The organism is Marinomonas transparens (assembly GCF_016463975.1).
Lineage (GTDB): Bacteria > Pseudomonadota > Gammaproteobacteria > Pseudomonadales > Marinomonadaceae > Marinomonas > Marinomonas transparens.
In genome coordinates, this window is record NZ_JAEMNX010000012.1 from 49,874 (window position 1) to 65,478 (window position 15,605).

Annotated in this window: 16 protein-coding genes; 10 read left to right on the forward strand and 6 right to left on the reverse strand. The window is 42.3% G+C overall.

Annotated elements, in window-relative coordinates:
• Positions 1-69: 69 nt before the first annotated feature.
• Both I8J31_RS11600 and betI read right to left on the reverse strand, forming a co-directional pair.
• The gene (locus I8J31_RS11600; RefSeq protein WP_199468728.1) at positions 70-1,005 is read right to left on the reverse strand and encodes a choline ABC transporter substrate-binding protein; all 936 of its coding nucleotides are present in this window, start codon (positions 1,003-1,005) and stop codon (positions 70-72) included.
• A gap of 104 nt (positions 1,006-1,109) precedes the next feature.
• Complete coding sequence (betI, locus tag I8J31_RS11605) at positions 1,110-1,703, reverse strand: transcriptional regulator BetI (protein ID WP_199468729.1); 594 nt, start codon at positions 1,701-1,703, stop codon at positions 1,110-1,112.
• A 278-nt stretch (positions 1,704-1,981) separates the two neighbouring features.
• On the opposite strand from betI, the gene I8J31_RS11610 reads away from it, so the two are divergent.
• The 5 genes from I8J31_RS11610 (at position 1,982) to I8J31_RS11630 (ending at position 6,256) form a co-directional block, all read left to right on the forward strand.
• Positions 1,982-3,130 (forward strand): MalY/PatB family protein, encoded by a 1,149-nt coding sequence (locus tag I8J31_RS11610; RefSeq protein WP_199468730.1) that lies wholly within the window; start codon positions 1,982-1,984, stop codon positions 3,128-3,130.
• Between the two features lie 64 nt (positions 3,131-3,194).
• A complete protein-coding gene (locus I8J31_RS11615; protein WP_199468731.1) occupies positions 3,195-3,587 on the forward strand; it encodes a DUF1801 domain-containing protein in 393 nt (130 codons plus the stop codon).
• 178 nt (positions 3,588-3,765) lie between these two features.
• Entirely contained in the window at positions 3,766-4,434 is a 669-nt protein-coding gene (locus I8J31_RS11620; protein WP_233402731.1) for a sterol desaturase family protein, read from the forward strand.
• A 33-nt stretch (positions 4,435-4,467) separates the two neighbouring features.
• Positions 4,468-5,133 carry a YceH family protein gene (locus I8J31_RS11625; RefSeq protein WP_199468733.1) on the forward strand — a complete coding sequence of 222 codons (666 nt, stop codon included), beginning with the start codon at positions 4,468-4,470 and terminating at the stop codon, positions 5,131-5,133.
• 79 nt (positions 5,134-5,212) lie between these two features.
• Entirely contained in the window at positions 5,213-6,256 is a 1,044-nt protein-coding gene (locus I8J31_RS11630) for a Gfo/Idh/MocA family protein (protein ID WP_199468734.1), read from the forward strand.
• 131 nt (positions 6,257-6,387) lie between these two features.
• Here I8J31_RS11630 and I8J31_RS11635 read toward each other — a convergent pair whose 3' ends face one another.
• Entirely contained in the window at positions 6,388-7,182 is a 795-nt protein-coding gene (locus I8J31_RS11635) for an inositol monophosphatase family protein (protein WP_199468735.1), read from the reverse strand.
• 308 nt (positions 7,183-7,490) lie between these two features.
• Between I8J31_RS11635 and I8J31_RS11640 the strand changes: the two genes are divergently transcribed.
• Positions 7,491-8,213, forward strand: a complete 723-nt coding sequence (locus tag I8J31_RS11640; protein WP_199468736.1) for an RNA methyltransferase — start codon at positions 7,491-7,493, stop codon at positions 8,211-8,213.
• A gap of 94 nt (positions 8,214-8,307) precedes the next feature.
• Here I8J31_RS11640 and gnd read toward each other — a convergent pair whose 3' ends face one another.
• Positions 8,308-9,831, reverse strand: a complete 1,524-nt coding sequence (gene gnd, locus I8J31_RS11645; RefSeq protein WP_199468737.1) for an NADP-dependent phosphogluconate dehydrogenase — start codon at positions 9,829-9,831, stop codon at positions 8,308-8,310.
• Positions 9,832-10,330: 499 nt separating this feature from the next.
• On the opposite strand from gnd, the gene I8J31_RS11650 reads away from it, so the two are divergent.
• The 4 genes from I8J31_RS11650 to I8J31_RS11665 all read left to right on the forward strand — a co-directional run bounded on the left by I8J31_RS11650 (position 10,331) and on the right by I8J31_RS11665 (position 14,101).
• Positions 10,331-11,887: a phosphoenolpyruvate carboxykinase gene (locus I8J31_RS11650; protein ID WP_199468738.1), complete on the forward strand. Its 1,557-nt coding sequence runs from the start codon at positions 10,331-10,333 to the stop codon at positions 11,885-11,887.
• Between the two features lie 108 nt (positions 11,888-11,995).
• Positions 11,996-12,775: a TatD family hydrolase gene (locus I8J31_RS11655; protein ID WP_199468739.1), complete on the forward strand. Its 780-nt coding sequence runs from the start codon at positions 11,996-11,998 to the stop codon at positions 12,773-12,775.
• Positions 12,772-13,653, forward strand: coding sequence for a sugar nucleotide-binding protein (locus tag I8J31_RS11660; protein WP_199468740.1), 882 nt, complete (start codon positions 12,772-12,774; stop codon positions 13,651-13,653). Before I8J31_RS11655 ends, I8J31_RS11660 begins: the two co-directional genes overlap by 4 nt.
• 34 nt (positions 13,654-13,687) lie before the next feature.
• Positions 13,688-14,101 (forward strand): hypothetical protein, encoded by a 414-nt coding sequence (locus I8J31_RS11665; RefSeq protein ID WP_199468741.1) that lies wholly within the window; start codon positions 13,688-13,690, stop codon positions 14,099-14,101.
• Here I8J31_RS11665 and I8J31_RS11670 read toward each other — a convergent pair.
• Together I8J31_RS11670 and I8J31_RS11675 are read right to left on the reverse strand one after the other, a co-directional pair.
• Positions 14,095-14,973, reverse strand: a complete 879-nt coding sequence (locus I8J31_RS11670) for a hypothetical protein (RefSeq protein ID WP_199468742.1) — start codon at positions 14,971-14,973, stop codon at positions 14,095-14,097. The two genes, I8J31_RS11665 and I8J31_RS11670, sit on opposite strands and share 7 nt — an antisense overlap.
• Before the next feature lie 19 nt (positions 14,974-14,992).
• Entirely contained in the window at positions 14,993-15,532 is a 540-nt protein-coding gene (locus tag I8J31_RS11675) for a YceI family protein (protein ID WP_199468743.1), read from the reverse strand.
• Positions 15,533-15,605 lie beyond the last annotated feature (73 nt).

Below are 15,605 nucleotides of genomic sequence, written 5' to 3' on the forward strand. Positions count from 1 at the left end.
GCCAAGGGTGTTTTGGTGCAGGTGCTTATGCATTAAATGCAATAAAGCGTACTTAAGCAGGTCTTGAAGTTACAGGCCTAGGTGAGCTTTTACGGCGGTAAGACCGTTACCACCGGACTGAGTTTTTACGCCAGCAAGCCAAGCATCAAGTGCTCCTGGGTTAGCCTTTAGCCATGCTTTTGCCGCCGCCGCTGGTTTTTTTCCATCGTCTAAGATAGCGCCCATGATTTCGTTTTCCATTGGCAAGGTGAATTTCAAGTTGCTGATCAGCTTGCCAAGGTTTGGACATTGCTGAAGGTAACCGGCACGCACGTTGGTGTTGACATCAGCACCACCAAAATTAGGGCCGAAGTAGTCATCGCCACCTGACAGGTATTCCATTTCGAAGTTAGCATTCATTGGGTGTGGTGCCCAACCTAGGAAGGCAATCCATTTGTTTCGGCGAGTGTTACGGCTCACTTGTGAAAGCATGCCAGCTTCGCTGGATTCTACTAGTTGGAATTTGCCTAGGCCGAAGGCATTTTTATCTATCATATCTTGAATGATGCGGTTGCCGTCGTTACCCGGTTCGATACCGTAGATACGACCGGCGAATTCTTTACGATGCTTTGCGATGTCTGCGAAGCTGGTGACGCCAGCAGCATAAGCGTCTTTGCTGACTGCAAGGGTGTATTTAGCGCCCGTTAGGTTGGCGCCAAGGTCTTCTACCGTGCCCGCTTTTAGATAAGGGTCGATATCCGCTTGCATGGTTGGCATCCAGTTACCTAGGAATACATCAATATCGCTATTGGCAAGTGACGTGTAAGTGACTGGAACCGACAATAGCTGGGTTTTTGCTCTGTAGCCTAAACCTTCAACAAGTTCTGAGGCGACTGCTGTGGTGGCGGTAATATCGGTCCAGCCCACATCAGAAAAGCGTACAGTTGAACAGTCCGCTGCCATTGTTAAGCCAGAAACACCCGCGATACTGACCGCGACAGCGGCCTTTTTAGCTCTATTTAACATAACTTATTCCTCGTTTTTGATGAAATTTCGTTTTATTTAAGTCGTAGAATGACAATAAATCTATCTTGCTTCGTGCAAAAGTCTTTAGAAGTCGTTGTTATTGTTTAATTGCTTATTCGTTTTTCAAATATAAGGTCTAGGTATTGCTGTATTTGTTGTGTCGACTGTTTTTTATTGATACCACCTGCCAACGAACCTCTTAGCCACATGCCGTCTATTAATGCGGCAACCGTTAAGGCAATGTTACGTGCCTCGGGAGTATCGAACTCTTCTTTTAATACAACGACCAACGATGTTTGTAAGCGCCGAGAGTAGACTTTTTGTAATCGATATAAATAAGGTGTGTGCATAGCAGATGCCCAAAACCCCATCCAAGCTTTAACTGCTTGAGGGCGTGTTTGGGACTGACTAAAACTGGCTTTTACAATGGCCATAATTTTGTTCTTAGTAGGCTTACTTTTTGCCTTGGTGACTTCCAGTGTTAGTACTTCAAAAAATTCACGAATTAAGCTTTTCATGGTTTCTTCAAATAGGCCGTCCTTACCACCAAAATAATGGTTGATAATCGCTGGAGAAACGTCTGCTTTTTTACCGATTACGCTGACGGTTGCTCCTGCGAAGCCATACTTGTCGATGGCCGCAATGGCGGCTTCAATAAGCTGAGGCTTGCGGATTTCTTGCATTCCGACTTTGGGCATTGAGAATCCTTTTTATTAAACACCAGTTTAATGAAAACTATACTAGGCTGCTTTGTTGATTTGGGTCAACCCTTGACAAGACTAAATCTTAGTGCTCTAAGTAAATTAACTTATTGATATATATAGGTAATATGGAGGTGTGAAATATTTTTGGGTTTTTTTGATACTGTTTTTGTCGGTATAAGATAAAAAATAAGCATTCTTTTCTATTTTTCGCGGTATTTTTTAAGGTAAATTTGTTTTATCTCGTTACAAATACCTTGCTTGGAGCCCTATAAATGGAAGTGTTTCCTACTGCGTTTGATTTAGAAATTGATCGATTAGATATGAATAGTGATAAGTGGTCTAAATACCCACAAGAGATTATTCCTATGTGGGTAGCGGATATGGATTTTGATTCGCCAGACTGTATAAAAGCGGCGTTAAAGAGGCGTGTGGATGAAGGTGTGTATGGTTATACCCATGTTTCTAACGCTTTAGAGAGTGCTATTCAGTCCCACCTTATGTCCCATTATGGTTGGCAGGTGTCGGCCTCGAGTTTGGTCCATTTACCTGGTCTCGTATGTGCTTTGCATTTGAGTGTGCGTGCTTTTTCTAACCAAGGCGATGGCGTTATTGTCCCAGGTCCTGTCTATTATCACCTTACTAAAGCACCGTTATTAGCCGATCGAGAACTGATTAATGTCGATATGGTTTTGCAGGAAGATCGTTGGGTGCCAGATATGACGATGTTTGAAGCGGCTTGTGCTAAATCCAATAGTAAAATGATTTTGCTGTGTAATCCGCATAATCCGGGCGGTACGGTTTATCGTAAAGAAGAGTTACTTGCGATGCATGCTTTAGCTGAAAAATATAATTTGCTGGTGGTGAGCGATGAAATTCACTGCGACCTTATCTTGGATGATTTATCCCATGTTCCTTTTGCTAGTTTAAATAAAGAGGCGGCGAATCGTACCATTACATTAATGGCGCCAAGCAAGACGTTTAATGTTGCTGGGTTGGGATATGCCTTTGCCGTGATCGAAAATGTCACAATTAAAAAGGCTTTTAACAAGGAAAAAAATGGGCTTGTCCCTTTTCCTAATATGCTTGGCCTAACCGCTGCCACTGCAGCCTATGAGGAGGGGCAGGAGTGGCATCAAGCATTGCTCAAGTATTTGGTTGGGAATCGTGATTTTTTACAACAATATCTAGCCTCTACGCCGTTGAAAATGTCACATTTACCAGCGACTTATTTGGCGTGGATTGATGTCTCAGCCTTGCAATTATCAGACCCATATACGTTTTTTTTAGAGGCTGGAATTGGTGTTTCAGATGGTAAAGATTTTGGCAATTCCAACTATCTTCGCCTAAACTTTGGTTGTCCAAGGTCACGCCTAGAAGAAGCTGTGAAGCGTATTGAAAAAGCATTAAAAAAAGTACAATAGGTTATATTTTTTCTTTATTTTTCAATCAATTAAGTCGGCATGATCAATCTATAGGAGAGCTGTTATGTTGACTTTGCCACTTGATAAATTTGCTATTAATTATATCCGTCATGCGTCGCCTGCGATGCGTGATGATTTGCAGGAAATCATTGATATGATGAGGCTTATTGCTCCAGAAGCTGAGTTGGTTAGTGATCTGGGGATTCCGTATTTTGAGCAAAATTCGAATTTGCTTTATGGGGTTGCTGCGCGTGCTGACCATTTATGCGTGTACTTTTCAGATAAAAAGATTTCATATCCATTTTTGAACCGATTGTCTCATGTGCAATTTGGCGATAACTGTTTGATTATTCACCGTTTAGAGGATGTTAATCTAAATGTTTTGGCTGAGCTTTTTGGGCAGCTTAAGGTGCATTTTGTTATGAATAACCGCGACCGTAGTGTTTCTATTCAATAGCGCCTTTTCCTTCTAGAGTAGATATAGTATTGGTTTCTTTTTCTAGGTCGCTGATTTGATGATAGATTTTACTCTGCGCGTTGGTATTTTTTTATTTATATTGAGTTTACTGTTCATATGGCAGTGTTTTTTGCCCCGAGGACCTTTGTTGCAATGGCGACAACGTTGGCGTCATAACATGGCTTTGTTAGTGCTTGGGGCTTTGTGTGTTCGGCTTGTGCAGCCTTTGTTATTGTCTTTTGTTGCTGTGCTGAGTCTGGATGTTGGCTTGTTGGATGTGCTCGCTTTGCCTTTTTGGTGGTCTTTTTTGATAAGCATTCTCTTGTTAGATTGTCTTATTTATTGGCAGCATCGATTATTCCACCGTATACCTTGGTTGTGGTGTTTACATAGGGTGCATCATTCTGACCCTGAATTAGACGTAAGTTCTGCCGTGCGTTTTCACCCATTAGAAATTCTCCTGTCTCTTTTTATTAAGGCATCTGCTGTTTGGTTCATCGGGATACCTGTGGAAGCTGTGTTGGTTTTCGATATATTGCTTAATGCCTCAGCCATGTTTAATCACACTAATGCGAGGTTGCCTGCTAAGATGGAATCTTTCGTTAACCGCTTGCTGGTGACGCCTGATATGCATCGTATTCATCATTCTAGGTTGTCCAGCGAAGCGGATAGTAATTATGGTTTTTGTTTAAGTATCTGGGATTCACTGTTTGCTAGTAGGACATGGTTGGCTAGCCAAGGGGATGAATGTTTGTCGATAGGGATGCCAAATACTAAGGCATATCGCCCTATGTCCTTAAAGGCATTGTTAGTGATGCCATTTAAGAATTTCAGAACGCTCCCATAAATATCAATACATAAAATATCATTAGGGAAAATTATGAGCTATCACCAAATCAGCTTTATTGAAATGCGTATTCTTGGTTGCCTCATAGAAAAAGAGATCACCACACCGGATCAATACCCACTGAGTTTAAATGCACTTATTAATGCCTGTAATCAAAAGTCAAATCGTGAGCCCGTAACCCGTTATAGCGAATTGGATGTGCAAGATGCGGTTGATGGCTTGGTTGCACGGGGCTTGATGACTGAAGTATCAGCAGCTCACAGTAGAGTAAGCAAATACCAACATAGATTTTGTAATACGGAGTTTTCTGATTTACAGCTTTCTCCTGCTGAGACCGCGGTTGTTTGTTTATTATTTTTGAGAGGCGCCCAAACACCAGGCGAACTGCGTTCACGCAGTGGTCGTTTGCATGCTTTTCAGAGTCGTGAGGAGGTAGAGCAAGCCTTATCTTCTTTACAGGAGATGACTGGCGGTCCTTATGTTTGTCAGTTGCCTAGAGAGCCTGGTAAGCGTGAGCAGCGCTATCAAGAATGCTTTTGCATCGAGCATGATATTCCACAACAGGCTGCCACGGCTCAAACGTTTGATGCTGATGTGGAATATACAGAGCAGCTTGAACAGAGGGTGTTGGTTTTAGAAGAAACAGTTAAGAACTTGATCGAGCGCATACAGCGGCTTGAAAGTCCCAGTGGACTATAATGACATTTAGCGTCAGACTTAGCTGATTTGGAACACCTCTTTTGTTTTGGGGTGGCTTTATGCTTGTGAGGAGGATCTTATGAAGACGTTGCGCTGGGGTATTATTGGTACAGGTTACATTGCCCACTTGTTCGCTAGTGATTTTGCTCATGTTAAGTCTGGTGAGCTTAGGGCTGTGGCATCTCGTAATAAAGAGTCTGCTGATCGGTTTTCCGCTGAGTTTGATATTGAGTTGGCGTTTGTGGATTACTTCTCATTAATTAACAGTCACGAGGTTGATGTTATCTATATCGCTACGCCTCATGTCTATCACTATGATCTAGCAAAAGCCTGTATTTTGGCCGGTAAGGCTGTGTTGTGTGAAAAGCCTTTTACGCTGAATGAAATGCAATCACGTGAACTTTATGAGTTAGCAGAAGAAAAGAATGTTTTTATTATGGAAGCCATGTGGACGCGCTTTAATCCTGTTATTGAGCAAGTCATCGAATGGGTGGAAGAGGGTGAGATTGGGCATCTTCATAGTGTGCAAGCGAACTTTAATTTTGTTGCACCAACTGACCCTAGTCATCGTTTAATGAACATTGAGTTGGGTGGTGGGGCATTATTGGATATTGGTATTTATCCAGTGTTCTTAGCGCAATTGTTTTTTGGCAAGCCGGATTTTATACAGAACCAGGCGGTGCTAGGCGATACGGATGTGGATCTTTTTGAACAAATCTTATTGGGTTGGGAGAGTGGTCAATTAGCCTCTTTGGAAGCCTCTTTGATTTCCTGTAACCCTAATCGTGCGGTACTTTCTGGTTCAAAAGGTTACATTGAAATTGACTCGGAATGGTTTCAAGCTAGGTCGTGCCGGATTGTTGGCGAGAATGAAACAGAACGTGCTGTTGAGTTTGATTTTCCTGGTGCGGGTTATCAGTTTGAAGTGGACGAGGTGAATCGTTGTATTGAAGAAGGGTTAGTGCAAAGCCCAAATTATAGCTGGCAGGACAGTCTTGAACTGATCGCGACCTTGGATGAAATTCGCCAAGATATCGGTTTGTCTTATCCGGGTGAGGCTGTTCAGCACCATGAAGAAGAACTTCATGAACACCATCATGAGCACCACCATCATAAGCACTAATTTCGGGTTCGATGAGCGAGAGTTTAAGCAAAAACGAAATAGCCCCTATTCAGATAGGTTTTAAAACTTATCTGAATAGGGGCTATTTTATTATCGATTATGTCATCAAAGCCCTAATAAAAAAGTGCTGATTAGCCTAGATCTAAGTGTTTCTTTAGAAGAGGTAAGAGAACTTTAAATAGGCGTGGATTCGCACAAAGTACGTTGCCGCTTTCAACATTGGTTGAACCATTGAATGCACCAAATAGGCAGCCTGCTTCTTGAGCGATGAAGAAAGGCGCTTGCATTTCCCATGCTTGTAATGTGATACCCCAAGCTGCATCAAGTCGGCCTGCCGCAACGTTAGCTAGCATAAGAGCTGGAGCGTCTTGCATTACGGCGCGAGCGCCGTGCTCAGCGATGCTCGCTAATACAGCCAGTTGACCTTCTAAATAGGGCTTAGTACGTTCAGTCGCAGGGAACTGGGCGGCTAGGGTTGCGTTCTCTAGGCCACGAGCAGTACCGGTACGAATTCTTGAATTGTTTAGATAAGCGCCACGCCCTTTGCTGGCGAAAAACTCATCTTTGGTATGAGGGTTGAGCACGATGGCATGCTCCACTTTACCGGCAACTAGGTAGCTCATCGTGATTACGTGGCCAGTTAGACCGCGAGAAAACAAATGCTGTCCTTGAATCGCATCAATAATCCATTCGCCTTCAGTACCGTTTTGTACAGAGCCTTGTAGGCGAGTCGTAATAGTGTCGCCAGGGTAGGCTTTTTCTAGGTGGTAAACGATGCTACGTTCTGCGCCAGAGCAAACGGTTTGATAAACCTGATCTGCTGATTGACCTTGCTCTTTATCAAAAAGTAATTTTTCTTGAGAATGAACAATGTATTCTGCCGCGGAGCGCGCTGCTTTTAGTGCGATATTAATTCTAGGTTGCATAATTTACCGTCAATAATGTCGTAATTAAGGTGCTTATATTGTCGATGAGACAATAAGTTGCCATATAAAGTGTTAAAGAGCGGACGCCAGTTCAATCTTTTAGAGCTATTAAAGCAATCTAAAAGTGAGCCTTTTTGGAAAGGCTAGGATTTCAACTGGTCGTCTAAAATATGAGCGCGGATTCTAGCCTAATGAGCTCTGTTTGGCTAGTGAAGTTTTGGTGAAAAATTGATCGGAATAAGGCTTTAGTATAAAAATCTGTTAAGATGCGCGGATTCGTCTGATGGCTATTATTGGTACCTCGTAAAATGCAAAATAAAGTAAGAATTGTCCTTGTTAATACTTCACACCCCGGCAACATAGGAGGTGCTGCCCGTGCGATGAAAAATATGGGGTTGGCGGACCTTTATTTAGTTGCTCCTAAGCTTTACCCCAGTGATGAAGCGGTAAGCCGTTCTTCTGGCGCCATTGATATACTGGACAATGCGGTTGTGGTTGAGACTTTGGAAGAAGCCATTGCGGACTGCCAGTTAGTAATAGGTACCAGTGCACGTGAGCGTAATATTCCTTGGCCTTTAGTTGACCCAAGGCAGGCTGCGGATTTGGTGTATGAAGAAGATTTAGAAACCGCATTTGTTTTTGGTCGTGAAGATCGGGGGCTGACCAATGAAGAGTTGCAGCGTTGTAATTATCATGTACATATTCCTTCCGTAGAAACTTTCAGCTCTTTAAATCTAGGTGCGGCAGTGCAAGTGATTGCTTACGAATTACGCATGAAATCTCTGCTGATGAAAGATGCACCAGTGGTTGCAAGTAAGTGGGATATGCCAGCCGCGACCGTAGAGCAAATGGATTATTTGTTGGAGCACCTTGAGAAAGTGTTAGTGCAAACCGAGTTTCTTGACCCTGAAATGCCAATGCAGGTCATGCCGCGTTTTCGTCGTTTGTTTCAGCGTTCACGATTAGATCAGCAGGAGCTAGGTATGCTGCGTGGTATGTTGACATCGATGGAAAAGAAGATGAAAGAGTAGTTTCCACTTTTTGTCATGTCGATATAAAAGCTTGAGCATAAAAAAACCGCTGGCCTATTAAATGGTACAGCGGTTTTTTGTTGTTTTTTTAACGCTAGGCTTTACGCTCAGGTCGACCTTCTTCTTGCCAATAGGTGTGAAATTTTTGGCCTGGTTCAGCATCAACGCGTTCATAAGTATGAGCGCCGAAGTAATCCCGTTGTGCTTGCAGAAGGTTAGCTGGTAATACTTCAGAGCGGTAACCATCAAAGTAAGCTAGGGCAGAAAAGAAAGACGGTGTAGGAATACCAGATTGGGCGGCTAAAACAACCGACTTACGTAACCCGCCTTGTTTGTTGGCCATGGCATCAGCAAAGTAGTCGCTTAGCAATAGGTTTTCCAGTTCTGGGTTAGTGGTGAAAGCATCGGCAATTTTTTGTAGGAAAGAGGCTCGGATGATGCAGCCTCCGCGCCAAATTTTGGCGATATCACTAAAATTGAGCGTCCAATCATATTCTTTTTGGGCCGCACGCATTAGCTGGAAGCCTTGCGCGTAGGCGCAAATTTTCGCACAGTAAAGCGCTTCCTCAATGGCTTTTTCTACTTCTTCTGCCACTATGTCACCGCTTTCTATGTCTGCGGTTAAAATCCCCGCCGCATGTTCACGCTCCGCGGTTAATGTGCTTAAGGCACGGGCATAAACCGATTCGCTGATGATGCCGGCTGGGACTCCCATCTGGGTTGCACTAATTGAAGTCCAGCGACCTGTGCCTTTCTGACCAGCACTGTCTAGAATCATATCGACAAGGGGCGCGCCTGTTTTTTCATCGTATTGTTGAAGAATGTCAGCGCTGATTTCCACTAGGTAACTGTTTAGTACACCTTGGTTCCATTTCTCAAATAATTTACCAATTTCTTCTGGTTCATAGCCAAGCAGAGAGCGAAGTAGGTGGTAGGCTTCACAAATCAGCTGCATATCGGCGTATTCAATACCATTGTGAACCATTTTGACATAATGGCCCGCGCCATTGGGCCCAAGATAGGCAGTACATGGCTCACCTTCGGTAACAGGTTTTCCCGGTGTGTTGCTAACGATAGGTTTGCCATTCTTGTCTACTTTGGCCGCAACAGCTTCCCACATAGGTTGTAGGTATTTCCAAGAATCGGCATCTCCTCCTGGCATCAGTGAAGGGCCGAAGCGAGCGCCGACTTCACCACCTGAAACGGCGGTGCCAAAGAATTTGAATTTTTCTTTGTATTCAGATTCGCGTCGTATGGTGTCTGTCCATTGGCTGTTGCCGCAGTCTACGACAATGTCGTCAGCTTCTAGACCAGCCTTGATCAAGTTATCACAAACCGTATCAACAGGTTTGCCAGCAGGTACTAAAACGACAATGACGCGAGGCTTTACCAAGCTATTAAGCATCTCTTCTAAGGTATTGCAGCCGATGATTCTGGCTTCCGTTGTCGATTCAAGGCGCTCACTTTGCTCTGTCTCTAGGATGTCTTGTATTTTGTTGGTATCAAGATCAAAACCAGCAACTCGGTAGCCATGGTCAGCTAAATTTAAGGCTAGGTTTTTGCCCATTACGCCTAAGCCTACAAATCCAATATTGCAGTTCTGATTCGTTTTTAACATAAATATCAATCAACCTTTTTAAAGAGGGAAAATTCAGGGGCCAATCTTATCATGAAGGTTTGTGATTCAGGATCTAGTAACGCGATAAAAACTCACATTTTTATGAAAATTTATCTATTTTTTTATAAAAACCTTACTTTTATCGTGGTTTATGCTCATAAAAGAGACTTTTCTGATCAATTTATCATGGCTTGGAATAGCGAAGGTATTGGTTGTTTTTTAATAAATACTACAAAAAAGAAAGAAAACTACAGGAATTTAGGGGTGTAGCATGTAAGGAAGCTTGTTAAGGGCAATTTGTCGAATTAATATTTTAATTTTTCTTTTAAAAACAAATGGTTATTTCATGTTGCAAGGTTTCATATTAGTAACAAAATAACATATGGGTATAACAATATTTTTTTTTAGATTGTTTTGTTACTATTGGCGAAATATTTAAAAAATCATCACATAATAATAAAAATGACCAGACAATTTTAGTTCAGAGGGTGTTATTAACATGAGTTCCGTATCAGACGTAACGACAATTCGTTTAAACCTAACTACACCACAGTTAGTTGAAAAAGCTTTGCAAAATGGTGAAGGTATTCTGGCCGATAATGGCGCACTTGTCGTAGAGACCGGGGCTCGTACAGGCCGCTCTCCTATGGATCGGTTTATCGTAGAAGAAGCATCGAGTAAAGACAGTATTCATTGGGGGCCTGTTAATCGCCCGTTCCCAGAAGGAAAGTTCGCACCATTATGGAATCGTGTAGAAGCTTATTTAGATGCTAAAGAATCTTTTGTTTCTAATATTCATGTTGGCGCTGGGGATGAGTATTATCTGCCAGTTATCATGCGAACGGAAACCGCTTGGCATCATTTGTTTGGCCGTAACTTGTTTATTCGTCCAGATGTTTACAATCCAAATGATAAGGGGGAATGGCAAGTTCTAAATGCTCCTGAGTTTGTTTGTCAGCCAGAGCGTGATGGTACTAACTCTGATGGTTGTGTGATCCTGAATTTTGCCGAGCGGAAGGTGCTGATTGCTGGTATGCGCTATGCAGGTGAAATGAAAAAGGCAATGTTTTCAGTCCAGAACTATCTACTTCCAGCCTATGATGTATTGCCAATGCATTGTGCTGCTAATGTGGGCTCAGACGAAGATGTGACTTTATTCTTTGGTTTGTCAGGCACAGGTAAAACAACCTTATCTGCGGATCCTGAGCGTTTCTTGATTGGTGATGATGAACATGGATGGGGTAAAGATACTGTTTTCAATATAGAAGGCGGTTGCTATGCCAAGACTATCGACTTGTCGCAAAAGAATGAGCCTATCATTTGGGATGCTATTAAGTTTGGTACCATTGTTGAGAACGTTGTTTTAGATGCGGAAACACGCGTTGCTGATTACGCAGATACCTCTTTAACTCAAAATGGCCGTGCGGGTTATCCTCGTGAGCATATTGAGAAACGCGCTGCTGGTAACCGTGCAGGCGAGCCTAATGCGATTATCTTTTTGACTTGTGATTTAACAGGGGTTTTACCTCCGGTATCTATCCTTAGTAAAGAAGCAGCGGCTTATCATTTCTTGAGCGGTTATACCGCTTTGGTTGGTTCGACAGAAATGGGAGCTGGCACTGGGATCAAGTCGACGTTTTCTACTTGTTTTGGTGCACCCTTCTTCCCTCGTTCTGCAGACGTTTATGCGGATCTTTTGATTAAGCGTATTGAAGAGTTTGGCAGCAAGGTTTACTTGGTTAACACTGGGTGGACGGGTGGTGCCCACGGTCAAGGTGGTAAGCGCTTTAGTATTCCAACGACCCGTGCGGTTATTTCTGCAATTCAGTCTGGTGTATTAGCTGATGCTGAAACAGAGCACTTAGCAGACGTTAATTTAGATGTGCCTAAGCAGGTTCCTGGTGTCGACAGTGCGTTGTTAAACCCACGTAATACTTGGTCTGATCAAGGGGCTTATGAGGCTCAGGCGAAGAACTTGATTTCTCAATTCGTTGAGAACTTTAAGAAATTTGAAACAGTATCAGATAGTATTATAAAGGCAGGTCCTGCTTTATAGTCATGTTCTGAGTCTGTATTTGATTGAAAAGCCGTACTCGTGAGTGCGGCTTTTTTGTTTTTTGCGATCTGTTAATTGTATTATTTTACATAATGTAAATTTTTGTATATGTTTATCGATAGCCATTGCCATTTTGATTTTGAATTGTTTGATGATCAACGAGATAGCTTGATGTCTCGTTGCCTTGCCGCTGGAGTGGCGGGCTTTTTAGTGCCTGCCACGACTAGAAATCGTTGGCAAAAACTACAGAACCTAACATCTGAATATTCACATTGGCGTGCCGCCTATGGTTTGCACCCGTATTTTTTGAGTGGGTCCTATTTAAGCGATATTGAATTGCTTGGTGATCAGTGTGAGAAAGCTCATGCCATTGGAGTGGGTGAGATTGGCTTGGATAATTGGCCTGGTGCGGTTGATATGGAGCTTCAAATGGCGTTTTTTACTCGTCAGTTATATGTGGCAAAAGCGTTGGAGTTGCCCGTTATCTTGCATGCGAGAAAAAGCTATGATTTGGTATTGAAGTGTTTACGTGAGACTGGTTTTTTTCATGGGGGAACTGTCCATGCCTTTAATGGTAGCTTGGAGCAAGCGCAGCGTTTTTTAGATTTTGGCTTTGTGTTGGGGATTGGTGGAACCATTACTTATCCTAGGGCTAAAAAAGCTCATCGAGTTTTAAAGGCGTTGGGTGATGCGGATTTTGTACTTGAAACGGATTCACCAGATATGCCATTGCATGCTTATCAGGGGCAAGTAAACACCCCGCTTTCTATTCTTATTATTGCTCAACATATAGCAACAATAAGAGAAGACAATATCGAGAAGATTCGTGCTTTGACCTATGCTAATCTACTTAGAATTTTTCCTAAGTGGTATGAGGACTCTCTTTGAATACGAAACAAAATATTAATGCTCCAATACGTATCCTTCTTCTTGGTTGTGAGAGTGAAATTGGCTCGTCTTTGTTGCATTTTTCGAAAGAAAAAGAGGGCTTTCAATGGTTATGTCCAGCAGAACATATTTTATTGGATGAAGCTGGTCGAACTGAATTAGAGGCAATGCAGTTTGATGTGGTTATTGATGCCTTGAGTTTACGTTATGCTTTGCAAGATGATTATTCTAGGTTTCAAGAAACCCTACGTTATTTAAGTGACAATGCGGCCGTCCCCTTAATTATGATTAGCAGCTCTAGGGTTTTTTCTGGCGATAACAATGTTCCTTATGGTGAAGATGATGTTCCAGATGGTGTGGATTCTTTTGCACAGGCGCTTATTGCTTCTGAATCTATTGTTTTAAATAACTCTAACAACATTGTGCTGAGAACCGGGTGGCTGTTTAGTGGTCAGGGTGATGACTTTGTTTGTCGAACTTTAGACCTAATTCAAGATGGCGTTAATCTTGCTTATAAAGACAATTTAGTAGGAAGCCCTACACCGGTTTCTGATCTTGTTCGGGTGATTTTATCTGTTGTCAGTCAGCGTCATTATGGGGCGAAAAATCAAGGCGTTTACCATTATTGTTGTGCGGAAGAGATTAGTTGGGTAGGTTTGGTTGAGGCGATTGTAGCAACAGCGGGTCAATTCGACCCCAAAGCTCAAGTGGAAGTTGAGGCGCTTAGTGAGTCTTTTCCTGAGGTTGCTACGGACGGTGTTTCTTATAAAAGACAGTCTTTATCTTGCCGGAAAATATTTAATCATTTTGGTGTGAAGCAGCGTCCATGGCGTTCAAAGTTGCGTAGCTTGGTGAAAGTGTTATATCAATCAGGGTAATTTTAGTTGGTTTAAATAGGGGGTAGGTACTGACGTGTATAAAATAAATCATAAAGCCATTATGTTTGTTTTTTTATTACAGCTGCTAGCTGGCGCGGTTTGGTACTATTTGGCCCCTACTTTTCTAGTGGGTGCTACCATCTTCACACTTGATAAGTCGCATATGATGATGGCACTTTTATTTGCTTTTTCAGCGCTGGTTTATTTGTACTTTATTGCTTGGTTGCTAGTGCGTATTAAATGGTTTTCTAGTTTTGGTATGATCATGCTGGTGATTGGTATCTGGCTATTTGCTGTTTTGCCTAATTATGCTTTTATTAGTCTTCATTTTAATCTTAGTGGGGCTGATTCTATATATCTTTTATCTTACAGCGCAGTTAATACTGCCATAGCGGCTTTAATTTTGCCCCTATGGCGTTCTTCAAGATCAATTTTTAAGACTCAATAAAGGCTGCTTTCAGGCCAAACAAGCCATAGACCTAGCCCACTTATCACGCTGCTGATAATGATTTGGCTTATGATGACGATTGCATTCCGTCTGCTTTCTTTTGCTTTGCTACTTAATATTGAGACGATAGGGGTGACAAAGCAGCTGGCAGTGAGCAGCAGCATAATACTTATAGGAGTGTCTGCTAATACGTGGCTTTGTGTAATGAGCCCACCAAGTAGCAAAAGTGCTGGGATGCTGTTGTAGCTTTGTACGTTTTTGGTTAGGAAGGCAATAATGACATAGCCGAACACAGCCGCACCAAAAGCACCGAGCAATTGTCCAATCAGTAAACTACCTCCAATTGAAATAACGGGCGCTGCACTGCCAGCAACAATCATTAGTCCAATGGGAAAGAGAAGTGCAGACAGCCCTTGTTTCTGTTTAATTTGAATTTGGGCTGAGGTTTGTGCTTTTTCTGACAGTAGGCTGTAACCTAACAAAATAAGGGCGCAAACAATTGACCAGCTTAGAGTTGTGATTAATCCTGAATGTTTTAGCACTGGATTTAGTAAGAGGTAAAACGACAGACCGAATAGAATAAAACTGATTCCACTTCGTATTGTTTGGTTTGCAATCAAAGATAAGGTTAGTAATGAAGCAATACCTATTAGTGCAGTCACAGTGTAATAATCTATTGCTTGTTTTGGTGGGAAACTTAAGCCTGAATGGATCAGGCTAAGTCCAACAAGAAAGCCACCAAGATAACCAAGGTAAGACGAAGTACGTAATAGTTTGCCAGCAATAAAGCTGATTATTAGAGCGACAAGTAAAGGGTAAATTGCCGTATGTAATAGCATAATGAGATTAGAATTGCTGGCGTCTTCGTACATTGTTGTTTTCCTTAATTAATTACTTGCGAATACCTTCAACGAATACTTCAATTTTTGTTGCATCTGTTACTCCTGGGATGAAGTAGGTGATGCCAAAATCGCTACGTTGGATCGTTGTGCTTGCTTCAAAACCGGCGCGGTAACCACCCCAAGGGTCTTTACCTTCTCCCACTTTTTTAACATCAAAGCTAACAGGTTTAGTTACGCCGTGTAGTGTTAAATCACCAGTCAGTGTTTTGCCATCAAATTTTGTACTGTTGAAGCTTAGAGTAGGGAACTGTTTTACATTTAAAAAGTCAGGGCTACGAAGATGCTTATCACGTGCTTCGTGATTGGTATCAATGCTACTGGTTTTAACCGTTAGGCTTGCCTTGCCGGATTTTGCATCGTCAGGGAACGAAAATTCACCTTCGAATTTATTAAAGCGGCCAACGGTTGTGCTGACACCTAGATGTCCAATTTTAAAAGTGACAGCTGAATGAGCTGGGTCGATGCTGTAATCAGCTGCCATGGTTAGGCTAGAGGCTAGAATAAGTGTGCTTATTGCAATAGCTTTCATTGGAGGCTCCTTATAAATTATTAGAAAACGCCATCAGTATAGCGGTTTTTTTAAAATACATAATACCAACTAA